This window comes from Roseateles violae, assembly GCF_030410485.1.
Classification (GTDB): domain Bacteria; phylum Pseudomonadota; class Gammaproteobacteria; order Burkholderiales; family Burkholderiaceae_C; genus Roseateles_D; species Roseateles_D violae.
Window position 1 is genome coordinate 840,496 of the sequence record NZ_JAUHHC010000001.1, and the last position, 21,192, is coordinate 861,687.

Genomic DNA, 21,192 nt, shown 5'->3' on the forward strand with positions numbered 1-21,192 from the left:
GACAACCATGCGTTGGAACAAAAAGCTCGGCGGTCGGCTGATTGCATTGAGTGGAATGAGTGCCGCATTAGCGGCGACGATGGTGGCCTGCGGGGGTAGCGATGGCGAAAGTGCGCCGCCGCCTCCGGTCACGCAGGAGCCGCAGGCGCCTGCAGCGCCGCCGGCACCAGCGCTCGCAGAGCGAATCGCTGCACGCATTCATTACTTCGGAGCCGAGAACGTGGACGCTGCAACCGGCGAGGTGCGTACAGATCTCGTCATCATGTCCTGGGCGTCGAACACGACCTATGCCGCTGCTATCAACGGCAAGGTAGTGCTGATGGATGCTTCGCTCGTGCGGCGTGAACAGGCGCCGGGCCGTACACCAACCACGCTGACCGAGATGGTCGCCCTGATGCCGTCGTACGTCTTGCTCGGCAAGGCCGCGCCCGGCCATGCCGATCTGGCAGCGGACATCGCCTTCAGGACGGGTGCGACGGTGGTGGGCGCGCAGGAACACTGCGACGCGGTGGAAGCCGACGCCCGTCGCCAAAAGAACTGGACCGGCAGCGCGAAGCTGCTGAAGTGCCAAGCCGTCGTGCCCAAAGACCATGCCGTTGGCGCCAGCGTTGCTGCGGTGAACTTCCCGGATCTGAATGTCTGTCTGCGCGCGGTGAAGAACACCGACCAGGCTGTCACAGCACCCGATCCGACATTGGCACAGGCAAGCTTTGACTGGAGCAAGCTCAGCGACCCGCGTGACGCGAAATGGTGGCCCGTCGGCACTGCGGCTACTGACGGTGTGACGACTACGGGTGCCGCGACGGGCGCGGCCGTGGCTTACCACCTCACCATCGGCCAGGGCCGAAGCTTCGGACTGGTCTGGAACGACCGAGTTGGATCGCTAAAGGAGCTTGCGCCCACAGTCGCATCCCTCCTACGGGCGCTTCCGAAGACGGACGTCCATATCGGTTCGGTCGATGTCGGCAATGCGGCATCCAACGGCCTGCGCGACGCGGCGCTCTACATCGAGGCGGTGAAGCCCAAGCTGTTCGTGGCCGCAGGTCATGACGCCGCCTCCCAGCGCGCCGGGGCCTTCAATACCGGCGAGTTGATGAGACGCGCGCTGGAGACGGCCATCGCCAACGTTGGCATTGCCCAATCGCCCATCTTGCGCATCAATTTCGACCCAACCGATTACCTGCGCCCCCACTACATGACCTTCGATCCCGCGGCTGCGGGATGGAATCAAACCGGCGACAAGCCCACAGCAGCGGCCTGCAGCTAATTGACCTGAAGAAAGGCTAAACATGAAACTTCATCGAATCATTGCCACCCTGACTATTGGCGCTGCAGTTGCAGCCCCGCTCTCGGCTCAGGCAGAAACATTTCCTTCGCGGCCGGTAACACTGGTGATTCCGTTCGCGGCCGGTGGGCCTACCGACCTCCTCGGCCGGGTGCTCGCTCAATCCATGGGCGCGTCTCTCGGCCAGACGGTGGTGGTCGAGAACCGTGCCGGCGCAGGTGGCACGCTGGCGAGCAACTTCGTGGCGCGCGCCAACAAGGACGGGTACACGGTGCTGCTGCATCACATCGGTATGTCGACAGCGCCCGGGCTCTACCGCAAACTGCCCTATAACCCGCTTGCGGACTTCGAGTATCTCGGCCAGGTGGCCGATGTTCCGATGACTGTGATCGGCAGGCCGGACCTTCCTGCAAAGTCGCCACAAGAGCTCCTGAGCTACCTCAAGCAACAGGGTAATAAAGTGAACCTTGCTCATGCGGGCCTCGGCGCAGCATCGCAGCTTTGCGGCATGCTGCTCCAGCAAGCTGTAGGCGCGGAAAGTACGACGGTGCCTTTTCAGGGCACGGCCCCTGCACTCACAGCATTGATTGGAGGTCAGGTCGATGTGATGTGCGATCAGACGATGCAAACGGTGCCGCACATCAGGGCCGGCAAGGTCAAGCTCTATGGCGTGACAACGCGGGACCGGCTCAAGCCGCTGGCAGATGCTCCGACCATGCGAGAGGCGGGACTGAAGGACTTCGAGGTAGTGGTCTGGCACGGCCTCTATGCGCCGAAGGGTACGCCTCCGGCGGCCTTGGCGACGCTGAACAAGGCGCTCAGAGCGGCATTGAAGGATCCAGCGCTCATCGGGAAGCTCGATGAGGTTGGAGTTCAAGTCGTGAAGGAATCGTTGCAGACGCCGGAAGCTTTGCGTACTCAGCTCTCGTCGGAGATCGATCGCTGGGGCGCGCTTATCCGTCAAGCCGGCACCTACGCAGACTGACCAAGAGCAGTGCTGTTCTCCACTACTGGAGGGCGAGAGCTAGCACCGCCGAGCACGGCCGAAAAGGCAGTGCTCGGCGAGTCCATTTACGTTTGCAAAATTGACAGGCTGCCGAGGTTGACTTTCAGTGTGAGTTTCCCCAACAGCAGACGCTAGCGTCGAGATGGTCGGAAAGCTGCCGCTCGTCTACGGCTGCTTGTGGCCGAATGCGTGAGTACGAAGAAGCACTACTTAGCGGTCTCACATGGGAGGCCGCCCTTCCTCCTTTCACAGCGGTTGCATAGTAGAAAGGTCAGTGGGGGTGGCCAGACAAACTGGACGCCAGCCGAAGCGCCTCGATCTGGGCGGTTAGACGCCTTGAGCGCGTAGTTCTAGAGCCGCCAACCGCACTCGGATCCTCTATCCGGCGGAACAGGATCGAGGGGATGCGGAACCGTGAAACGGGCCGCGTCACATTTCCAGACCGCAGTTCAGCACGGCCAGCTTCATCATCAGCGGCGAGGCGTTTTTCAGCTTGCGAGCGCCGTTGTCCTCCTGCACCACGATGTCAAGCTTGGCAGCCAGCTCAACGCCGGAACGGCAGTTCCAGCGGGTCAGTGTCTTCGAGACCACGTGATCCATCGTGATGCCCCGGCGGCGCAAGGCCGCTTCGTCGAAGCTTCTGATTTCGAGCGCCTCGCCTTTGAGCGCCCGAAAAGCCAGGTCCAGGAGCGACCAGTACGCTTCAGCAGGACCCTTGACGGGCGACTCGTCAATCAACGGCGTGAAGTGGGCGTGGTGCCCACATAGTAGGCAGTCGTCGTGTGCCAACTGAATGGCGACCTTCTCTACGAACGGCGACTTCTTGCACCGCACGCATGCTTGCTGCAGCGGCGTTCGGTGCTCGGCGCAATGGCGCGTGAACGGCCACTGGTGATGTAGGCGCCAGTGCGCGACGCCGTAGCGTGCGAGGTCTTCTTCGACGCACGTGGGGCAGCGACGCAGATTCGGCGCTTCGAGAGGGTCCCACGCGAAAAACTGGTTGAGCTGATGGTACTTGTGCATGTCGGCGGAGCGCATGCCGTTGCGCATTTCGACGGCATCGTTGGCCGCCATGATCGAGAGCTGGAGCGGAAGATGGCTATGTTGATCCATCAGCGCGTCTCCCGAGATGCGCCCCGCGAAGGCGAACTTGCTCAGCTGATCGGCAGCCCAACCGAACTGATGGTCGAAATGTCGGGGGAAGCCGGCTCGCTCGTTGGCGACCCTCGCGTTCCCAAAGTGGCCAGCACGGCCCCATGCATTCACCACCGATAGCGTGGTGGCAAAGCGAGGTACTTGAGGGTGGTCCACGTCAGCTCCGTCGGAAGGGTTTGGGTCTTCCTAGAGTGCTGATGGAGCCTCCCCCACTAAGCGGCGAACACTTTCTCGCGAGCGCACAGCCGTCGAAATGGCTAATTACCTGTTGGCGACCGGATGCTGCCGCTGGTGCTGCCGTTTGATGTGGGCGATCAAGGCCTTCAGCAGCATGACTTTGTTGCCGTCGATCGCTGGTTCCAAATCGTCGATCAAGCCGTCCACGAGGTCATGAACATACTTGTCGAGCAGGTCGCTGACGGTCCACTTGAGGTCGGAAGCCGCGACGCCTTCCGCGAACATCGACCTCGCGGTCTCGGTGATCTCGCCGGCCGCGCGCAGCATCGCTGCCCTGTGGTTATCAATGAGCACCTGAAGGAGCTGGGCTGGTGCCGGTAGCTTCTCTTCCAAAGCTTCTAGCAGCTTTGTGATCCTTGCTGCTTGCGAAGGAGTGAGATCGCGAGGAGCAACCGCTGCCGTTGCTGTCGATGATCGTTCCGACAGCAGCAGTTCTTCGACGATGGCGTCGTTGGTTGTTGGGTCCGAACCATCCAGAGTGTTCTGCGTTCTTAGCGACTTCAGTCGGTCTTTGGCCTCTTTCGTGAGGTGAACAACGACAGCCCAGCGCTCAGGTCTGGTCGGATCGGCGGAGCCGCCTCGATTGCGCATGCGATTTACATAGTCATCTTTGCGCTCTTTTGCCGTCTTCGCTGGTGGCTTCTGCGTCTTCACTGGCGGCGACTGCTTCTTCTTCTCCGTCATGTACTGCTCCATGGCGTCAATCGACTCACTGCCATTGGCGGCCTCCGTTCTAAGAACGAAACAAGGGGTCAAGTCTCGCAGCGTAATGTGCATTCAGGGCGCTATGACCTGCGCTGCACGTCAACCAACCATCGAGTGACCTCGCAATGAACTCCAGGCCAGTATCGACAGCGAGCAGACAACGCCAGTCGCAGGCCAGCTACTCGCTGGGCTCCGACTGCTCGGGCGCGAACTTCAACGGAGCGATGTCCACGGTCTTCATGCCCATGGCTCGGCAAACCCGGATGAAGAACGCGAAGGAGAAGCGACCGCGATTGACCTTGTTGATCAAGGTCTGTGTCGACTCGGTGGGCCCGTCGTCTTGTGTGGCGAGGACGGCGGCCAGTCGCTTGAAGCTGAAGCCTCGCCGCACCATCTCCGCCTTCAGGATCCGCTTGGCCTCCTCGGCAAACGGCTCCGAATCCCGGCCTGTCAGCTCGCTCTGCGCGGCAGTTCCCTGTCGATCGATGGTCATCGACACAGGCTAATGAGGACAAGTTCACGCCCTCTTGAATAAACGGTATTCAGTTTATTAAACACGTTTCCGAAGTTTATGCGGTGAATCACTTCATCCGCATGGGCGCGTTCGCCCCTACTGAATCAAGGAGCAATGGTCATGTCGCAAGAATGGAAGCCTACACAGGCGCAAGAGGCCCACCTGGAAAACCTCTTCATCCGGCTCAACATGCCGCAAGAGGGGCGAGTCTTCGTCAACGAGACGATTCGACTAAGTCCGTGCCGACCTGTGGACAACCATCGCGGCAACGTGATGTTCAAGTTCATGAGCGGCAAGAACCATCGCCCGATGGAACTGGAAAGCCGCAGTGGCGAGTATCCCCAGGCCATCCTGCTCGAAAACGATCCGGACGTGGTGATGTGGCTGTGCCAGGCCCCGCAGCAGACGCTGGACTTCAAGCGTCCCGACGGTACACGCTATGCCCGGACCCCGTACACTCTCGACTTTCTTGTCGTGCGCAAGGACAAGATCGTCGCCATTGAGACCCGTGACGAGAGCGTGTTGACAGCGCTCTACGCCAAAAACCCCGAACAATTCCATTACGACGGCAAGTCCGACCGGTGGAGCTATCGCGCCGCCGAAGATCATTTCGCGGCGATGGGCATCGAGTTCCAGCTGATTGCCAATCGGCAGATCGACAGCACGCTGGTCAACAACACCCGGTTCCTTGAAGACTTCTTGTCGGACAAAGCCGAAGCGATCGACGACCTGGCTTTGCAACGGCTGCGCAATGCCCTCGCGAGCGAGAAGCGCATCAGCTACTTCCGTGCGATCGACGACTACAAGCTCACCGCCGATCAGGTCCTCTACGCCATAGCGAATCAGCTGGTGTATGTCGACCTGACGACGGATCGCGTCGACCGGGCGGACGCTTTGTCGATCTACGAGAACAAGCAGGTGCGCGAGGTTTTCCGCGTCAAAGAGCTGCAGGAGCTCGGTCCGATTGAACCGATTCCGGGCTCGATGCATCTGCGGACGGGCACGCGGTTCGTACTGCAAGGAAGGGAGCACTACGTCGTGCTGTGCGGCGAGCGCGATATCGAGGTGCGCGATTCCGACGGCAATGCCAGGACGTTCTCAATCGACTTTCTGAAGATGGCGTTCGACAGAAAGGAGATCGAAGTTGACGGCATCATGCCCGCCGCAGGCGCGCGCGCGTTGGCCGACTGTTCCGAGCTGGAGTTGACAGACGCCCTTCGGCGTCTCAACGCCATGGACAAGAACGACACCAGCTTCTATTCGGAGCGCAGTCTCAGCCGATACAGGTTGAAGACCGAGAACATCCCTACGCGCTTCGGAAAACTGATGGCACTGGTCGATCAGGTCCGCAATCGCGGGCACCGGCGGCCGCGCTTTACCGAGGCCGATGAGGAACTCATTTCCAAGGCTATCGAGGAGAAATACAACCAGCCGGAGGGGTGCTCTCTGACCAAGGCCTTCAGCGACTACAACGACCTTTGCCAGGCCTACGAAAGCAACCATCCTGAGAAGCCCAAGCCGACGCGGGTTTCCTTCACGACCTTCTGTCTGCGAGCCAGGGTCCAAGGAGACGTCGTAGCGCGCAAGGGCAAGCGGATCGGCTATCAGCAGAAACCCATCATCTCAACGGTCAGCGATCCCTATCCGGTTCATGGTGTGAGACCGCATGAGATCTGCTACATCGACCACACCACCATGAATCTGGCGTTGACGAGCGGCCAGGAGGAGATCGACCTGGGCAAGGCCTACCTCTCGGTGGCGCAGGACGGGTACACCACACAGGCTCGTGCGCTGATCTTGACCTACGACCCGCCGTCAACGACTACGGTACTGCTGATCCTGCGCGATTACGTGCGTCGCTACAAGCGCCTGCCCACGATGCTGTCGCTCGACAATGCCAAGGAGTTCCGGGGCAGTGGCTTGCGAGCCTTCTGCGAGATGTTTGGAATCGACCTGCGATTTCGGGCTCCCGGCCAGCCGCGCGGCGGGGCGCCTGTTGAGAGCCTCATTGGTGCCATCGAAAAGGAAGTCGTGTCCGGCATGAAGGGAAACACGATCTTGCTCAAGAACGCGCGGCTGGTCACGAAATCGGTCAACGGCTTCAATCGCGCCGAGCACACGCTGATCAGCGCCTACAAGATCATCGAACAGTACCTGTTCGTCGACCGCAATGAGCGTCCGCATCCCACGTTGAACAAGACACCGAACGAACTGGAGCTGGAAGGGTTTGCGAACTGCGGCGAACGGCTCCATACCTATGTCCGCTACGACGACAACCTGATGCTGGCCACGAGCCCGTTTGCCACACGAGTCCTTCACTTGGTCTGCCCTCGTCGCGGCGTCTGGGTGGACAACATGTGGTATCGGCATCCTCAGCTTCGCGGTTTGCCGAAGGACACCAAGGTCCGGGTTCGAATCGAGCCGTTCGCTTCGCGAGTTGTTTATGTCGAGGTGAAGGGGCGATGGCATGCGGCCGTCGGCAGGAACTCCCGCGTAATGGATGGTCGGACCGTCCGAGAGACCGAGATGGCTCGCCGGAAGAACGCGAAGGAAGCTGCTAACAACTCGCGAAAGACGCGCATCTATGGGGGAACCAAGGACGGCAACCCGCGTAGCCTGCGGCCAGAGGACTACGACCATCGTCTTCGCGCGCAACAGGCAGAAGTGAAGGAACTGCTGAATCAGCTGGGCCTTCTCGGCGCCATCAAGGTGGATCCTGATCTGCTGGACGGTGAGGAGGCCTTCGACATCATGCGCGCGCCTGAGCTGTCACCCGCACGAGAGGCCAATAAGACGGAACCCGCCGTGACTCAGCCGCCGCCGGAGCCTACCGCGACACCGATGGCTGCGGCTCCGGTTGTGCAGCCGATGGCGGCAGCCAATCAGGAGAACATGTCCGAAGCGCCGACGCGCACGCTTGTCACGACTGGCTTCTTCTAAGGAGATCGGAAATGACCACCAAGACCGATGACATGGTGAGCGATGCCACGCGTGTCGAGACCGGCCTCGAAGACCAACAGCTCCAGAACATGGCTCGGAAGGATGTGCTGAAGCTTCGGCCCAAGACGCGCCTGCGCTGGTTCTACCTTCGGCCCATTAGGCACCGCGAGCTGGATCGGGTTACCTGCGATGTGTTGGAACTGGCGGAGCCAAACAACGACGTCAGCATCATCTCGCTGATTGGGCTGTCCGGCGTGGGGAAGACCACGGCGTCAAAGCTTATCCGCGGAAATCTGTTGGTCAGATACAAGGATGAAGCGGCGGAAGGGGATCTCCCCGTGCTGTATGTCGAGGCCCCGGCAAACGGGCCTGGCTCGCTGTCCTGGCGGGTAGTTTTCCAGCGCATCCTTCACGCCGGGGGCGAGTTCGCGGTGCCGTCGATGCGTAAAGCACGAGTGGTCAATGGGCGGCTGATCTCCAGCCACGGCCGGGCTGCAGTTGCCGAACTCCGGGAGTTCATTGAGACCATGGTTCGCAATCGTGGCGTACGCGCCATCATCATCGACGAAGCGCTGCATCTGATGCGATTCAAGATGAACGACGCAGTCATGGACACCTTCAAGAGCCTGTCGGACATCAACGGTTTGAAGATCATCATCATCGGTTCCTACGACATCGCGGAACTCATGCTGGAGTACGGCCAGGTCGCTCGGCGATCCGAGATCGTGCATTTTCAGCCCTATGTGACGCCGCCGCATGTCGGCTCAGAACAGGTGCAGCAGGACGTTCCGAAGAACCCCAAGAACTGCTCGCAGTCGACGGATGCGGTTGAGTTTTATTGCGCGCTTCAGAAAAACCTCGACATGTGGCCGTCCGAATCGGCACCCAATCTTTTGCCGATTTGGTGGCAACTGATGAAGGTGTGTCTCGGCTCGATTGGTCTGCTGAAGATGTATCTCCTGCGCCTGGCTGCACTCCAGATGGAAAGCGCCTCTGGGAAGGTGACCGAGGCAATGTTCAAAAAGGCCGGCAAGAGCATGAAGGCGCTGGACAAGCTGTCTATCGAGTTGGAGCGCGGTCGTGAAACCTTGGCCCACGCCTGCTATGGAGAATCGCGGCTCGGTGCGGACTTTGATGGCCTCTTGAAGTCGCTCTTAGCCCCACCAGCCCCGTCCAACGCGCCTGCCGCCCAGGCGCAGCAGCCGACGGAGGCGCCGGCAAATGTCTAACCTCGAAATGCTCTCGCTGCCGCTGCAGCGTGGACAACCCTCTGCGCTCTACCGGCTCAGGCCACGAGGCGAGGAAAGTGCCGATGTGGAGAGCCTCTACAGCTATTTGCTGAGATTACGGCATGAGCACTCAGTTCCGATGCGAGCGCTGCTTGAGCACATGTCCAAGCTACCAGCGTGGGGCGACCTCGGGCATTCGCTGGGGCGCTATTGGGATAGCCGCCATGGAGCGGATCTCGTTGGCGTCTGCAATGTCAGCCGCCGCTGGGCGTCACTGCTTACCGCGGCAACGGGCGTAGAGGGGCTGGAACGCTGCACACTGTCCGGGCTGTCTCGATTCATCTGCGGCATCGGGCTCGTCGCTCACCGTCCGCGCGTCTGCCTGGCTTGTCTCTCCGACGATGCCGCCGCCGGCGAGATGCCCTACGAGCGGCTTTGGTGGCGTGTAGCTGCCGTGAAGTGCTGCCCGATTCATATCTGCCAGCTCGTCGAACCCGAGTGCAAGCAACCGCCCGAGAAATCGGCGGTCTGGTTCCCCAAGCACCCTGGGGTGTGTTCGACCTGCGGATCGGTCGGGCATGAGTGTCATGGCGAGCAGAACACGCCCCTTCCAACGCAAGAGGATCTTTGGGCTGCGCGCCAGGTGCGCGAACTGATCGCCAGCCTGCCTCGCATCGCTGAGGCCGACCACCTGCATATGAAGGATCAGCTTGCGCACTATTGCGCGGCGGGAGATGGCCGCGGGGCGCTGGCGCAAAGGGCCAATATGACGAAATCGCAGATGAGCTATTGGCTTCGAACAAAGCCGGCGAGGACGTCAATTGCTCAGATGCTGGACATTGCGCGTGTCGAGCAGTTCGACCTGACTCAGTTGCTCCTGGGCACCCTGCAGAAGGAGCCTGTTCCCGGGAGCCGTGAGCCATGCCGGGTGAAGCGGCATTGCCACCACGTCGATCACCAGGAGCTTCATTGGCGCCTCAAGGCCGCCTTGGTCCAGGGCAAGAAGATATCGGAGGTGGCCCAGGATGCGGGCGTCGACATCTCGACGGTGGCCAAGCACGAGGATCTCTACATGGAGATTCGCGAGCGTACCCAGGATGGACTCGACGCCGAGGCCACCGAGCGCCGCCAGAAGGCCGTGCAGGAGGCTGAAGTTGTGCTTGAGGTGCTTGTGCCGGCGGGGATCACGCCGTCGTTGCGCGAGGCCTCCGAGCTGACGGGAACTAAATGGTACCCGTCCCAACTGCGTGCGCAGTCGCTGATGATGTTGCGTTACAGGCTGGGCGATCAGCGTGTATCGATCCCGCCCAGGATGTTCGTCTCCAGTCGGGAGTACCGCAACATGCTGGCCCTGAGCGCTGAACGGCTGCGGACGACCCTGGGATTTGTTGCGGCTTGAGGGGGCGCGAGCAGCGCACGGCCGTGACGACAAAGTTCAAGCAATACGTGGCGAAGTCTGTATTCAAGCATTAGCTTGCACAACGGCCACTTATCGCCTTACTTGCCACACCGGGAGGTGGCTGATGTCTTGATGTCCTTGGCGCGCCCGGCTGGGATCGAACCAGCAACCCCTGCCTTCGGAGGGCAGTACTCTATCCATTGAGCTACGGGCGCAGCGCGGTGCATTCTAGCAGCGCCGCGGCGGGCCTTCGTTTGAGGCTAGATATAATCCCGCGGTTTTGCGCCTCGCGAATGGGGCGCTGCTGAATTTTCATTCTGCCGAGCCAGCCAAGCCAAGAGGATTTCATGAGCGGAACCCCAGATCACGCGCATTCCAACGACGTTTCGCACGACGACGCCCATGAAGGCCCGATCCGCACGCCCAAGCAACTGGCCTGGGCCGTGTTCTTCGCCTTCGTGGTGCCGGTGCTGGTGATCGTCATGCTGGCCAGCTATGTGACGACCGAAACCAAGCCGGCCGCCGGCAGCGATGCGCTGGCGGGCCAGGCGCTGGCCGGCCGCATCCAGCCGGTCGGCAGCATCGAGATCAAGGACGCTAACGACCTCGGCTCGCTAAAGACCGGCGAGCAGGTGTTCCAGGCCCAATGCTCGGCCTGCCACGCGACCGGCGCTGCCGGCGCTCCCAAGCTCGGCGATGCCGCGGCCTGGGGCCCGCGCGTGAAGAGCGGCTTCGACACGCTGCTGCACTCGGCGCTGAAGGGCAAGGGCAATATGGGCCCGCAGGGTGGCGGCGATTTCAACGACTTCGAGATCGCCCGCGCGGTCGTCTACATGGCCAACCAGGGTGGCGCCAAGTTCGACGAGCCCAAGGCTCCGGCCCCGGCCGCCTCGGCCGCCAACTAAGAAGCCGAGCGCTTCACGCTCCGCAGGAACCGACCCGATGGGTCGGTTTTTTTATGCCTGCTGCGATCGGCGCCCGCGGCGCTCGCGCCATTCGAAGATCGCCATGCCCAGCAGCATGGCCAGCACGAAGACCAACGCCTTCGGCTCGCCCAGGCCCAGCGCGACCAGCGAGGGACCGGGGCAGAAGCCGGCGATGCCCCAGCCGACACCGAACAGCGCGCTGCCCAGCAGCAGGCGGCGGTCGACCGGCTGCGTCCTCGACGGCAGCTGCATGGCCTCGCCGAGCAGCGAGCGCGGCCGCCGACCCGCCAGCGCGAAGCCGAGGCTGCCGACGCCGATGGCGCCGGCCATCACCAGGGCCAGCGAGGGGTCCCAGGCGCCGGCCAGGTCCAGAAAGCCCAGCACCTTGGCGGGATCGGCCATGCCGGAGACCAGCAGGCCCAGTCCGAAGATCAGCCCGGCGAGGGCGGCAAACAGCGCCTTCATGCCGCGCTCAGCAGATGGCGCAGCACGAAGACGCTGGCGAAGCCGGCGGCCATGAAGGCCAGCGTCGCGGCCAGCGAGCGCGGCGACAGGCGCGACAAGCCGCAGACGCCATGGCCGCTGGTGCAGCCCGAGCCATAGCCGGTGCCGATGCCGACCAGCAGCCCGGCGGCAATCAGGGCCGGATAGCCGGCCTCGATGTGCAGCGCCGGCAGCTGCGCCAGCAAGGCATAGGCCAGCGGCGCGGCGGCCAGGCCCAGCACGAAGGCCAGGCGCCAGCCGATGTCGCCGCGGCGCGGCCGCAGCAGGCCGCCGACGATGCCGCTGATGCCGGCGATGCGGCCGTTCAGCAGCGCGAACAGCACGGCCGCCAGGCCGATCAGCGCGCCGCCGGCGAGGGCGGCCAGCGGGGTGAAGACGGGCCAGTCGATCGTGAGCATCCAAGGTCCTCTTGTTGGCGTGGCGCCCCGGGCGGGCGGCCGATTGAGGCTACATTGTCGAGCCATGGATGTTGACGCGCGCCGCCTCTCGGTTGAAGCCTTTTACGACGCAAGGACCGGCACGGTCAGCTATGTGCTGGCCGATCCGGGCAGCCGCCGCGCGGCCATCGTCGACCCGGTGCTGGATTTCGACTTCAAGTCCGGCCACACCTCGACCGAGTCGGCCGACCGCATCGAGGCCCATGTGCGCGCGCAGGGGCTGGCGGTCGACTGGATCCTCGAGACCCATGCCCATGCCGACCATCTGTCGGCGGCGCGCCATCTGCAGCAGCGCCTGGGCGGGCGCATCGCGATCGGCGAGCGGATCCGCGAGGTGCAGGCCACCTTCAAGAAGATCTACAACCTCGAGCGCAGCTTCCTGCCCGACGGCAGCCAGTTCGACCATCTGTTCAAGGACGGCGAGGCCTTCAATATCGGCGCGCTGGAGGCCATCGCGATGCTGGTGCCCGGCCACACGCCGGCCGATATGGCCTATGTCGTCGATGGGGGTGATGTCTTCGTCGGCGATACCCTGTTCATGCCCGATGTCGGCAGCGCACGCGCCGATTTCCCCGGCGGCGACGCGCACCAGCTCTACCGCTCGATGCGGCGCATCCTCGCGCTGCCGCCCGCCACGCGCATCTATGTCTGCCACGACTACCCGCCGCCGGGCCGCGAGGCGCGCTGGTGCACGACGGTGGCCGAGCAGCGCGCCGCCAACATCCATGTGCGCGATGGCATCGACGAGGCGCAGTTCGTCGCGATGCGCCGGGCGCGCGACGCGACGCTGGAGGTGCCGACGCTGATCCTGCCGGCGATCCAGATCAATGTGCGCGCCGGCCGGCTGCCGCCGGCGGACGACAACGGCATCGCCTACCTGCGCATCCCGCTGAACACGCTGCCCCGCAACTGAGCGGGCCGGCGCGCCGCCGCGCCGGCCGGCTGCGCGCTATGCTGGGCCCATGGACAAGCCGCCGCGCTGTCGCCGCCCGCGCTCGCTGACCCTGCGTCTGCTGCTGGCCGCGCTCGCGCTGGCGGCCGGGCCGGCGCCGGCCCAGCCCGAGCCGGCGCGCATCTGGCGCGTCTGCATCACCGATCTGGCGGTGCCGCCCTATCTGAACAACGATCCGCAGCGCCTGGGCGTGGCCGAGCGCATCCTGCTCGATGCCGGCCGCGAGGCGGGCCTGGGCGTGATGTTCTTGCGCTATCCGGTGCGGCGCTGCGCTGCGATGCTGGACGGCGAGGGCGTCGACGCGATGTTGGCCTCGCCGGTCGCGCGCAACCAGGCCAAGGCCATGCAGTTCCCGCAGAGCAGGGGCGGCGCCGTCGACGCGGCGCGGCGGCTGGCGCGCGTCAATCTGGTCTGGGTGCGGCGCGCCGATGCGACGCTCAACTGGGACGGCACGGCGTTGACCGGCGTGTCGCCGGGCAAGCCGCCGCTGGTCGGCACGCGCGCGGTCATGAACTCGGTGATCGAGCCGCTGCGCACGCGCGGCTTCGAGGTCGACGACACGGCGATCAGCACGCGCCAGCTGCTGATGAAGGTGGCGGCGCGGCGCGTCGACTTGGCCGTGGGCATGCAGGAGGAGGTCGAGTTCGCGCTGAGCGAGGTCGGGGTCAAGTCGCTGGTCGTGCTGCCGCGCGCCTTCTCCAGCAGCGACTACTACGCGGCCGTGCGCCCGCATCTGGCGCCGGAGCTGCAGGACAAGGTCGAGGCCTGGTGGACGGCGATCGGCCGCTTGCGCGAGTCGCCCGAGTACCGCGTCCGCTGATCGCGGGCGCTCAGCCGGCCGGGCGCGGCTCCAGCACGACGCCGTGGCGCCGCAGCAGCTCGGCGTGGGTGGTGGGCTCGGGCTGCCACAGCCCCTGCTCGACCGCCCGCGCGGCCAGATGCATATCGGCCGTGTGCACCAGGCCCAGGCCCAGCGGCGTCGAGAGGAAGAGGCGATCGGCCTCGTCCAGCCAGGCGGCCTCGACTTCGGTCGCCAGGCCGGTGTGGCTCTGCAGGCGCAGCTGCTCGTCCAGCCGCCAGATCCAGGGTGCGGCCTCCAGCTGCAGATAGACGCGCTGCGGGCCGTTCTGGAAGAACCAGCAGCCGGCCTCGTCGGCCGCGTAATTGCGTGCTATGAACTCGCGCAGCTTCTCGTGGTTGATGCGGCTGCCCTTGATTTGCGGGAAGGGGCCGGCGGCCTGGATGCGCTCGTCGCGCATATACCAGTCGCCGCGCGCGTCCAGCGCCAGCCAGCCGTAGCAATGCGGCACATTGGGCCATTTCTTCAGCGCAGCCTTGACGATCTCATCCATGGCGGCCTCCGTGCGCTGCTAGAGCGCCTTGCCCAGCCAGTCGCAGACCTGCTCCGGCATGCTGAACACATGGCCGGGCAGGCGCCCGTCGGCAAAGCCGACATGGCCGCCATGCGCCGGCTGCCACAGGGTCACATAGGAGCCGGCGTCCTGCGCGCGCGGCAGGCTGGCGGCCGGCACGAAGGGGTCGTTCCGCGCATTCAGCACCAGGGCGGGGATGCGGATGCGCTTCAGATGCGGCTTGGCCGAGCAGCGCGACCAGTAGTCCTCGGTGTTGCGGAAGCCGTGCAGCGGCGCGGTGAACAGGTTGTCGAACTCGTACAGATCGCGCGCCTGGCGCAGCCGCTCGCCGTCGAACAGGCCCGGGTGCTGGGCCAGCTTGCGCAGCGCCTTGGGCACCATGGTGCGCAGGAACATGCGGGTGTAGACCAGGCGGTTGAAGCCCTGGCCGATCGCATGGCCGGCGGCGGCCAGGTCGACCGGCGAGCAGATCGAGCAGACCGCCCGCGCGGTGGCGGCGGCGCTCTGGCCATGCTCCTCCGCCCAGCGCAAGAGCGCATTGCCGCCCAGCGAGACGCCGGCCGCGATCAGCGGGCCCTCGTGCGCCTCGCGGCATTGCTCCAGCATCCAGCCGACTTCCTCGAAGTCGCCCGAGTGGTAGGCGCGCGGCGCCAAGTTCAGCTCGCCCGAGCAGCCGCGGAAATGCGGGATCGCAATCGCCCAGCCGCGCGAGCGGGCGATGGTCGCGAAGGCCTGCGCGTAATGGCTTTGCGAGCTGCCCTCCAGGCCGTGAAAGAGCACCAGCAGCGGCGCCTCGGCGTCGGCGCCGTCTATCCAGTCGACGTCGACGAAATCGCCGTCCGGCGTGTTCCAGCGCTCGCGCCGGAAGCTCAGCTCGGGCCCGCCGCGGCTGCGCGAGAACAGCGCCGGCCAGATGGTCTGCGCCTGTCCGCCGGGCAGCCAGTAGGGGGCTTGGTACTGCATGGCTGTCATCCTGGGCATCAGCCGCCATCCGGCCGCCCGAAGGCGGCTGAGCGCCCCCACGGGGGGCAGCGATCGAAGAGAGCGTGGAGGCGCTTCATCTCAGTGCAAAGTGGCCGGCTCGTCGGCGACGTCCGGCAGGTCCTGTGCGCTGCCGGGGCTGGCGTGATGGACGACCAGGCGCCAGCCCTGCGCGGTCTTCAGATAGACATTGGTGACGACCACCCAGGCCTGCTGGCGGCCGTCGGCGCCGCCGACCTGCACCCGCTCGAGCACCTGGTGGATCGCGCTGTCGCCGCTGCGCAGCTTGCGCACCCGCTCCGGATGCACATTCAGCGCGCCCTGCGCGAACAGGGTCTCGAAGCTGGCGCGTATGGCCGCCAGGCCGATCAGGCGCGGGCCGCCCGGATGGACGCAGCAGATGTCCTCTTCGTCGGCCCAGACCTCGATCAGTCGCTGCATATCGGCATGCTGCAGCGCTTCGTAGAACTGCTGTTCGGTGTCTTCGGGCGAGGCCAGCAGGGCGGCGGTCTGGGCTTTGGGACGGTGCATGCCGCTATTGTAGAAAGGGCGCGACGGCCCCGGGATCGGCGCGCCTCAATGCCCGCCGTGCAGCACTTCGCCGGCCTTCAGCTTGTAGACGGTGCCGCAGTAGGAGCACTTGCCCTGGCCTTCGTGGCTGAGGTCGATGAAGACGCGCGGATGCGAGCTCCACAGCGGCATCTTGGGGTTGGGGCAGAACACGGTGCCGTTGTCCTGCACATCGGCGGCCGTCACCTCGACGACCGCGGCGGGCTTCTTTGTCGTTGCTTCGCTCATGGCTTGCTTCTTTCTTTCTTGTTGCGTGCTGCGGCCGGCTCAGACCAGGCTCAGCCATTCGGCGTACTTCGGATTGCGGCCGTTGACGATGTCGAAGAAGGCCGCCTGGATCTTCTCGGTGATCGGGCCGCGGCTGCCGCTGCCCAGCTCGATGCGGTCCAGCTCGCGGATCGGCGTCACCTCGGCGGCGGTGCCGGTGAAGAAGGCCTCGTCACAGATATAGACCTCGTCGCGGGTGATGCGCTTCTCGACCAGCTTCAGGCCCAGGTCCTGGCAGATGTGGAAGATGGTGTTGCGGGTGATGCCGTTCAGCGCGCCGGCCGACAGATCGGGCGTGTAGACCACGCCGTTCTTGATCACGAACAGGTTCTCGCCGGCGCCCTCGGAGACGAAGCCCGCGGCGTCGAGCAGCAGGGCCTCGTCGTAGCCGTCGTCCAGCGCCTCCATATTGGCCAGGATGGAGTTGGTGTAGTTGGACACCGCCTTGGCCTGCGTCATCGTGATGTTGACGTGGTGGCGGGTGTAGCTGCTGGTCTTGACGCGGATGCCGCGCCGCATGCCTTCCTCGCCCAGATAGGCGCCCCAGGCCCAGGCGGCCACCATCAGGTGGATCTTGTTGCCCTTGGGCGAGACGCCCAGCTTCTCGGAGCCGATCCAGGTCAGCGGGCGCAGGTAGCAGCTCTCGAGATTGTTTTCGCGCACGACCTGGCGCTGCGCCTGCTCGACCTGCTCGATCGAGAAGGGGATCTTCATGCGCAGGATCTTGGCGCTGTTGAACAGGCGCTCGGTGTGCTCGCGCAGGCGGAAGATGGCCGTGCCCTTGTCGGTCTTGTAGGCGCGCACGCCCTCGAAGGCGCCGCAGCCATAGTGCAGCGTGTGGGAGAGCACATGGATCTTGGCGTCGCGCCAGTCCACCAGCTCGCCATCCATCCAGATCTTGCCGTCGCGGTCGTCCATGGACATGAGGAACTCCTGATGATTGTTGCCGTCTCGGCGGAACGGACGATTTTATGCAAGCCGGGACTATCCATCGCGGCCGTCATGGGCGGGCCGATCGGCGTGATGAAGTTCACGCGATCCGCGCCCGCCTTGTCGCGCCGCCCCCCGTCCGCGGGGGTGCGGCAGGCCCGGCGGCGGGCCCGGCCTCGGTAAAGTTCAAGCCGTAGCCCGCAAAGCAAGGAAGCCCCGTCATGAACAAGAAAGTCTGCATCGCACTGAGCGCCGTTCTGGCCATGGCCCTGGGACAGAACGCCGCGGCCAAGAACAGCGACGAGCTGCCGACGGCCGGTTCGCCCGCCTGCGGCCTGACCTCGACCAGCGTCGCCTTCAGCGACTGCGCCGGCTCCTTCAGCGGCAATCTGGGCGGCAGCCTGACGACCGGGCAGATCGAGCTGCTGAACAGCGAGTTCGGCGCCCAGGGCTTCCAGTACCAGTCCCAGATGCTCTACAGCAAGAGCGACGCCGCCGATTTCGGCGTGTTCAGCGACAACGGCAAGGACCTGAGCCTGTCCTTCGACAATGGTGCCAAGGCGACCGGCCTGTTCGTCATCGGCCTGAAGCAGGCCAACCGCTACAGCTTCTACCTGTTCGATGGCGGCACGGCCGGCATCGGCGAGATCAAGCTCGGCGGCCAGTTCGGCGACCTGGGCCATGCGGTCTATATCGGCAATGCGCTGAGCGTCGTGCCCCAGGCCGTGCCGGAGCCGCAGAGCTATGCGCTGCTGCTGGCCGGTCTCGGCGCCATCGGCTTCATTGCCCGCCGCCGCGCCCGCGGCTGAACAGGCGCGGCCTCAGGCTTCGCTTGAGGGCGTCTCCGCCGGCCGCAGCAGCTGCCAGCGCTGCAGCCGCCCGTCGGCCAGCTGCAGCTCGACGCTGACGCCGCCCGCATCGGTCCAGCGATAGGTTTCCGGCTCGGCCGCGATCTTCTCGCCCAGGCTGCGTGTCAGCGGGATCACCTCCACCAGGCGCATGCCCTCGCGCAGCTTGGCGTTGAGCATCACCGCGCTGTCGATCCGGCCGACCGGCTTTTCGCCGGCCGCCTTCATCACCCGCATCAGGCGCGAGAACTGCAAGAGCAGCCAGAAGACGATCACCGTCAGCGCCAGGATCACGCCCTGCCAGCCATAGAAAAGCCCGCCGACGAAGAGCGCGGCCAGCGCCAGCGCGCCACCAATCCATTTGTTCATGGGGCGGAATCCTAAGCGAAGCGCCGCCTCGGTCGAATCGCTCCGGCCCCACACCCCCGCGCCACCACCGATGGTTAATCGGGGTAACTTCCGGTAAGGTGCCGCCCCGAAGCGCCCGGCCGCCCCTACCATCCGGTCCCTTGGCACACCCGTACGAAAGTCGGGGTCGCAAAGTTCCCGGTCTACAGCGCGCCCGTTCGGCGCGGCCAGGACAGCGGGGCCGCCTGCGGACGCAAGCATGGGCAAGCGTCGGCTGTCGCTCCCGCTGAGCTCTGCTCATCCGGTCGGCAAGGACAGTTCGATATGCAGCATCCGCCTCCTCGCATTGCCGCGGCGCTCGTACCGACGCCGCCCGCACCGCCCGTCCCGAGCTCGAGCCTGCGCCGCGCCGCCTTAGGGGGCTCCCCTCGACCACCTTTCTGTCCGATCCAGGTTTGACCGACGCGTGCCGTCCCGCGCACGGACGGTTTCATTCAATCCCTCGAGGGGCTCTCCGATGAAATTGAATTCCAAGCTGATCCGCCCGCTGCTGCTGGCGCTGGCTGCGGCCACGGCCGCCCATGTCTCGACCGCCCATGCCGCGCCGCCCGGCACACCGGCGGCCGAGGTCGTGCCGCACCGGGTCAAGCGCCCCTTCCCGCAGATCACCCTGCCCGAGCGCCAGCTTGGCGGCCAGCGCGCGCTCGATGCGCTGGGCAGCCGCCTGCCCGAGGTCGCAGACTGGTACGGCAAGTCGCCGGACGAATTCCGCGCGCTGCTGCTGAACGACAAGCGCATGCGCCTGGACCAGCGCGGCCGCCTGTTCGTCGTCGAAGAGCTCGACCAGCCGCTGCCGGCCACACCGGCTTCGGCGGCCTCCACCGGCCTGCTCGACGGCACGCTGGCGCCGCTGGACCAGACCTTTCTCCTGCACAGCCGCGCCGGTGCCAAGCGCACGATCTACCTGAACTTCAAGGGCGCGACGCTGACCGGCACCGCCTGGAACGGCAGCGGCGGCAGCATCATCGCGCCGCCCTTCGATACCGACGGCCTGCCCTACAGCTTCTCGCAGGCCGAGCTCGAGCGCATCCAGTACATCTGGCAGCGCGTGGCCGAGGACTACGCGCCCTTCGACGTCGACGTGACGACCGAGGCCGTGCCGCTGGAGCTGATTGCGCGCGCCGGCTCCACCGACCAGGTCTTCGGCACCACGGTCGTGATCACCACCCGGGCCGGCGTCTACAGCTGCAGCTGCGGCGGCATCGCCTATGTCGGCGTCTTCGACGACAGCAGCGAGTTCTACAAGCCGGCCCTGGTCTTCTACGACGCGCTGGGCAGCGGCAACGAGAAGTACGTGGCCGAGGCGATCTCGCACGAGGCTGGCCACAATATGGGCCTCTCGCACGACGGCACCTCGACCGTCGGCTACTACCAGGGCCAGGGCAGTGGCGCGACCGGCTGGGCGCCCATCATGGGCGTCGGCTACTACCAGCCACTGACGCAGTGGAGCAAGGGCGAGTACGCCGGCGCCAACAATGTGCAGGACGACTATGCCGTCATGCAGAGCAATGGCCTGCCGCTGCGCGCCGACGACCACGGCAACACGCCGGCCACGGCGACGGTGCTGGTCGCCACCAGCAGCGGCGGCATCAGCACGGCCACCGCCACCGGCGTGATCGAGCGGCCCGGCGACATCGATATGTTTGCCTTCACGGCCGCCGCCGGCGCCGCCAGCTTCAAGCTGAGCCCGGCCGCCCGCTCGGCCAATCTGGACGCCGTGCTGAGCCTGCGCAACGCCGCCGGCAGCGTGCTGGCCACCGCCAACCCGGCCGACGCGCTGGACGCCAGCCTCAGCCTCACGCTGCCGGCCGCCGGCACCTACTACCTGGCCGTGCAGGGCACCGGCAAGGGCGATCCGCTGAGCACCGGCTACTCGAACTACGGCAGCCTCGGCCAGTACACGCTCAGCGCCAGCTATCCGGGCGCGGCCGGCCAGGCGCCCAAGGCCGTCATCGCCGCCTCGACGCTGCGCGGCACGGCACCGCTGACCGTCAATTTCAGCGGCAGCGGCTCCAGCGATGCGGACGGCAGCGTCGTCGCCTATGACTGGAACTTCGGCGACAGCGGTAGCGGCAGCGGGGCGACCCTGGCGCATGCCTATGCGACGCCGGGCAGCTACAGCGCGCAGCTGCGCGTGACCGACAACAGCGGCCTGAGCTCGTCCAGCGCTGTGACCGTCGTCGTCGACCCGGCCGTCAGCGTGATCGCGATGCGCGTCAGCGATATCGCGATGAGCCTGACGGTCAACAGGAACGGCAATGCCCAGGCCGGCGCGGCGGTCAAGGTGCTGGGCGCCAACGGCCTGCCGGTCGTCGGCGCGACGGTGACCGGCAACTGGAGCGGCATCGTCTCGCGCAGCGGCGCCACGGCCGTCACCGACGCCAGCGGCGTCGCCCGCTTCGGCTCGCCCAGCACGCGCGTCCGCAGCGGCAGCTTCGTCTTCGGCGTCACCGGCGTGAGCCTGAACGGCTACAGCTACGCACCGGCGACGAATACCGAGACCAGCGACTCCATTGCCCGCTGACC

At 65.2% G+C, this 21,192-nt stretch carries 21 protein-coding genes, 1 tRNA gene and 1 riboswitch; of the genes, 10 read left to right on the forward strand and 12 right to left on the reverse strand.

Going from position 1 to position 21,192, the window contains the following annotated elements; all coding sequences use genetic code 11:
- Nucleotides 1–7: 7 nt before the first annotated feature.
- Both QWJ38_RS03790 and QWJ38_RS03795 read left to right on the forward strand, forming a co-directional pair.
- A complete protein-coding gene (locus QWJ38_RS03790) occupies nt 8–1,267 on the forward strand; it encodes a hypothetical protein (protein WP_290357702.1) in 1,260 nt (419 codons plus the stop codon).
- Nucleotides 1,268–1,289: 22 nt separating this feature from the next.
- Entirely contained in the window at nt 1,290–2,270 is a 981-nt protein-coding gene (locus QWJ38_RS03795) for a tripartite tricarboxylate transporter substrate-binding protein (RefSeq protein ID WP_290357703.1), read from the forward strand.
- A 450-nt stretch (nt 2,271–2,720) separates the two neighbouring features.
- On the opposite strand, the gene QWJ38_RS03800 is transcribed toward QWJ38_RS03795, so the two are convergent.
- The 3 genes from QWJ38_RS03800 to QWJ38_RS03810 form a co-directional block, all read right to left on the reverse strand.
- Nucleotides 2,721–3,602: a TniQ family protein gene (locus tag QWJ38_RS03800; RefSeq protein WP_290357704.1), complete on the reverse strand. Its 882-nt coding sequence runs from the start codon at nt 3,600–3,602 to the stop codon at nt 2,721–2,723.
- A gap of 105 nt (nt 3,603–3,707) precedes the next feature.
- On the reverse strand, nt 3,708–4,367 hold the full coding sequence (locus QWJ38_RS03805; protein ID WP_290357705.1) for a hypothetical protein: 660 nt from the start codon (nt 4,365–4,367) through the stop codon (nt 3,708–3,710).
- Nucleotides 4,368–4,566: 199 nt separating this feature from the next.
- Entirely contained in the window at nt 4,567–4,881 is a 315-nt protein-coding gene (locus tag QWJ38_RS03810; protein WP_290357706.1) for a DUF6471 domain-containing protein, read from the reverse strand.
- A 141-nt stretch (nt 4,882–5,022) separates the two neighbouring features.
- On the opposite strand from QWJ38_RS03810, the gene QWJ38_RS03815 reads away from it, so the two are divergent.
- Genes QWJ38_RS03815 through QWJ38_RS03825 form a run of 3 tightly spaced genes read left to right on the forward strand, consistent with a single transcriptional unit; the run spans nt 5,023 to nt 10,470 of the window.
- The gene (locus tag QWJ38_RS03815; protein WP_290357707.1) at nt 5,023–7,842 is read left to right on the forward strand and encodes a TnsB C-terminal domain-containing protein; all 2,820 of its coding nucleotides are present in this window, start codon (nt 5,023–5,025) and stop codon (nt 7,840–7,842) included.
- A gap of 11 nt (nt 7,843–7,853) precedes the next feature.
- Nucleotides 7,854–9,071 (forward strand): ATP-binding protein, encoded by a 1,218-nt coding sequence (locus QWJ38_RS03820; protein WP_290357708.1) that lies wholly within the window; start codon nt 7,854–7,856, stop codon nt 9,069–9,071.
- Nucleotides 9,064–10,470: a TniQ family protein gene (locus tag QWJ38_RS03825; RefSeq protein ID WP_290357709.1), complete on the forward strand. Its 1,407-nt coding sequence runs from the start codon at nt 9,064–9,066 to the stop codon at nt 10,468–10,470. The genes QWJ38_RS03820 and QWJ38_RS03825 overlap by 8 nt, the downstream gene beginning before the upstream one ends.
- Before the next feature lie 139 nt (nt 10,471–10,609).
- On the opposite strand, the gene QWJ38_RS03830 is transcribed toward QWJ38_RS03825, so the two are convergent.
- A tRNA-Arg gene (locus QWJ38_RS03830) sits at nt 10,610–10,685 on the reverse strand.
- A gap of 132 nt (nt 10,686–10,817) precedes the next feature.
- On the opposite strand from QWJ38_RS03830, the gene QWJ38_RS03835 reads away from it, so the two are divergent.
- The gene (locus QWJ38_RS03835; protein WP_290357710.1) at nt 10,818–11,375 is read left to right on the forward strand and encodes a c-type cytochrome; all 558 of its coding nucleotides are present in this window, start codon (nt 10,818–10,820) and stop codon (nt 11,373–11,375) included.
- 51 nt (nt 11,376–11,426) lie between these two features.
- Here QWJ38_RS03835 and QWJ38_RS03840 read toward each other — a convergent pair whose 3' ends face one another.
- Together QWJ38_RS03840 and QWJ38_RS03845 are read right to left on the reverse strand one after the other, a co-directional pair.
- Nucleotides 11,427–11,861 carry a DUF6691 family protein gene (locus QWJ38_RS03840; RefSeq protein WP_290357711.1) on the reverse strand — a complete coding sequence of 145 codons (435 nt, stop codon included), beginning with the start codon at nt 11,859–11,861 and terminating at the stop codon, nt 11,427–11,429.
- Nucleotides 11,858–12,298 (reverse strand): YeeE/YedE family protein, encoded by a 441-nt coding sequence (locus QWJ38_RS03845; RefSeq protein ID WP_290357712.1) that lies wholly within the window; start codon nt 12,296–12,298, stop codon nt 11,858–11,860. Before QWJ38_RS03845 ends, QWJ38_RS03840 begins: the two co-directional genes overlap by 4 nt.
- A 64-nt stretch (nt 12,299–12,362) precedes the next feature.
- On the opposite strand from QWJ38_RS03845, the gene QWJ38_RS03850 reads away from it, so the two are divergent.
- The gene (locus QWJ38_RS03850; protein ID WP_290357713.1) at nt 12,363–13,250 is read left to right on the forward strand and encodes an MBL fold metallo-hydrolase; all 888 of its coding nucleotides are present in this window, start codon (nt 12,363–12,365) and stop codon (nt 13,248–13,250) included.
- Between the two features lie 49 nt (nt 13,251–13,299).
- Nucleotides 13,300–14,109, forward strand: a complete 810-nt coding sequence (locus tag QWJ38_RS03855; RefSeq protein WP_290357714.1) for a type 2 periplasmic-binding domain-containing protein — start codon at nt 13,300–13,302, stop codon at nt 14,107–14,109.
- A gap of 10 nt (nt 14,110–14,119) precedes the next feature.
- Here QWJ38_RS03855 and QWJ38_RS03860 read toward each other — a convergent pair whose 3' ends face one another.
- The 5 genes from QWJ38_RS03860 to QWJ38_RS03880 form a co-directional block, all read right to left on the reverse strand.
- A complete protein-coding gene (locus QWJ38_RS03860; protein WP_290357715.1) occupies nt 14,120–14,641 on the reverse strand; it encodes a DUF2946 family protein in 522 nt (173 codons plus the stop codon).
- Between the two features lie 18 nt (nt 14,642–14,659).
- Nucleotides 14,660–15,634, reverse strand: coding sequence for a YheT family hydrolase (locus QWJ38_RS03865; RefSeq protein ID WP_290358056.1), 975 nt, complete (start codon nt 15,632–15,634; stop codon nt 14,660–14,662).
- A gap of 90 nt (nt 15,635–15,724) precedes the next feature.
- Nucleotides 15,725–16,174 (reverse strand): YybH family protein, encoded by a 450-nt coding sequence (locus QWJ38_RS03870; protein ID WP_290357716.1) that lies wholly within the window; start codon nt 16,172–16,174, stop codon nt 15,725–15,727.
- 45 nt (nt 16,175–16,219) lie between these two features.
- Nucleotides 16,220–16,441, reverse strand: coding sequence for a zinc-finger domain-containing protein (locus QWJ38_RS03875; RefSeq protein WP_290357717.1), 222 nt, complete (start codon nt 16,439–16,441; stop codon nt 16,220–16,222).
- A 39-nt stretch (nt 16,442–16,480) separates the two neighbouring features.
- Nucleotides 16,481–17,404: a branched-chain amino acid transaminase gene (locus tag QWJ38_RS03880; RefSeq protein ID WP_290357718.1), complete on the reverse strand. Its 924-nt coding sequence runs from the start codon at nt 17,402–17,404 to the stop codon at nt 16,481–16,483.
- Between the two features lie 227 nt (nt 17,405–17,631).
- Between QWJ38_RS03880 and QWJ38_RS03885 the strand changes: the two genes are divergently transcribed.
- Nucleotides 17,632–18,219: a PEP-CTERM sorting domain-containing protein gene (locus tag QWJ38_RS03885; RefSeq protein WP_290357719.1), complete on the forward strand. Its 588-nt coding sequence runs from the start codon at nt 17,632–17,634 to the stop codon at nt 18,217–18,219.
- Between the two features lie 12 nt (nt 18,220–18,231).
- Here the strand turns inward: QWJ38_RS03885 and QWJ38_RS03890 are convergent, their stop codons facing one another.
- Nucleotides 18,232–18,627: a hypothetical protein gene (locus QWJ38_RS03890; RefSeq protein WP_290357720.1), complete on the reverse strand. Its 396-nt coding sequence runs from the start codon at nt 18,625–18,627 to the stop codon at nt 18,232–18,234.
- A 132-nt stretch (nt 18,628–18,759) separates the two neighbouring features.
- Nucleotides 18,760–18,855, forward strand: a riboswitch (cyclic di-GMP riboswitch).
- Between the two features lie 268 nt (nt 18,856–19,123).
- Between QWJ38_RS03890 and QWJ38_RS03895 the strand changes: the two genes are divergently transcribed.
- A complete protein-coding gene (locus QWJ38_RS03895; protein ID WP_290357721.1) occupies nt 19,124–21,190 on the forward strand; it encodes a PKD domain-containing protein in 2,067 nt (688 codons plus the stop codon).
- Nucleotides 21,191–21,192: the final 2 nt, after the last annotated feature.

Excerpts from the sequence above, each read along its gene's own strand:
- QWJ38_RS03790 (WP_290357702.1), top strand. The coding sequence starts at position 8 with ATGCGTTGGAACAAAAAGCTCGGCGGTCGGCTGATTGCATTGAGTGGA.
- QWJ38_RS03795 (WP_290357703.1), top strand. The coding sequence starts at position 1,290 with ATGAAACTTCATCGAATCATTGCCACCCTGACTATTGGCGCTGCAGTT.
- QWJ38_RS03805 (WP_290357705.1), bottom strand. The coding sequence starts at position 4,367 with ATGACGGAGAAGAAGAAGCAGTCGCCGCCAGTGAAGACGCAGAAGCCA.
- QWJ38_RS03810 (WP_290357706.1), bottom strand. The coding sequence starts at position 4,881 with ATGACCATCGATCGACAGGGAACTGCCGCGCAGAGCGAGCTGACAGGC.
- QWJ38_RS03815 (WP_290357707.1), top strand. The coding sequence starts at position 5,023 with ATGTCGCAAGAATGGAAGCCTACACAGGCGCAAGAGGCCCACCTGGAA.
- QWJ38_RS03820 (WP_290357708.1), top strand. The coding sequence starts at position 7,854 with ATGACCACCAAGACCGATGACATGGTGAGCGATGCCACGCGTGTCGAG.
- QWJ38_RS03825 (WP_290357709.1), top strand. The coding sequence starts at position 9,064 with ATGTCTAACCTCGAAATGCTCTCGCTGCCGCTGCAGCGTGGACAACCC.
- QWJ38_RS03835 (WP_290357710.1), top strand. The coding sequence starts at position 10,818 with ATGAGCGGAACCCCAGATCACGCGCATTCCAACGACGTTTCGCACGAC.
- QWJ38_RS03840 (WP_290357711.1), bottom strand. The coding sequence starts at position 11,861 with ATGAAGGCGCTGTTTGCCGCCCTCGCCGGGCTGATCTTCGGACTGGGC.
- QWJ38_RS03845 (WP_290357712.1), bottom strand. The coding sequence starts at position 12,298 with ATGCTCACGATCGACTGGCCCGTCTTCACCCCGCTGGCCGCCCTCGCC.
- QWJ38_RS03850 (WP_290357713.1), top strand. The coding sequence starts at position 12,363 with ATGGATGTTGACGCGCGCCGCCTCTCGGTTGAAGCCTTTTACGACGCA.
- QWJ38_RS03855 (WP_290357714.1), top strand. The coding sequence starts at position 13,300 with ATGGACAAGCCGCCGCGCTGTCGCCGCCCGCGCTCGCTGACCCTGCGT.
- QWJ38_RS03860 (WP_290357715.1), bottom strand. The coding sequence starts at position 14,641 with ATGGATGAGATCGTCAAGGCTGCGCTGAAGAAATGGCCCAATGTGCCG.
- QWJ38_RS03865 (WP_290358056.1), bottom strand. The coding sequence starts at position 15,634 with ATGACAGCCATGCAGTACCAAGCCCCCTACTGGCTGCCCGGCGGACAG.
- QWJ38_RS03870 (WP_290357716.1), bottom strand. The coding sequence starts at position 16,174 with ATGCACCGTCCCAAAGCCCAGACCGCCGCCCTGCTGGCCTCGCCCGAA.
- QWJ38_RS03875 (WP_290357717.1), bottom strand. The coding sequence starts at position 16,441 with ATGAGCGAAGCAACGACAAAGAAGCCCGCCGCGGTCGTCGAGGTGACG.
- QWJ38_RS03880 (WP_290357718.1), bottom strand. The coding sequence starts at position 17,404 with ATGTCCATGGACGACCGCGACGGCAAGATCTGGATGGATGGCGAGCTG.
- QWJ38_RS03885 (WP_290357719.1), top strand. The coding sequence starts at position 17,632 with ATGAACAAGAAAGTCTGCATCGCACTGAGCGCCGTTCTGGCCATGGCC.
- QWJ38_RS03890 (WP_290357720.1), bottom strand. The coding sequence starts at position 18,627 with ATGAACAAATGGATTGGTGGCGCGCTGGCGCTGGCCGCGCTCTTCGTC.
- QWJ38_RS03895 (WP_290357721.1), top strand. The coding sequence starts at position 19,124 with ATGAAATTGAATTCCAAGCTGATCCGCCCGCTGCTGCTGGCGCTGGCT.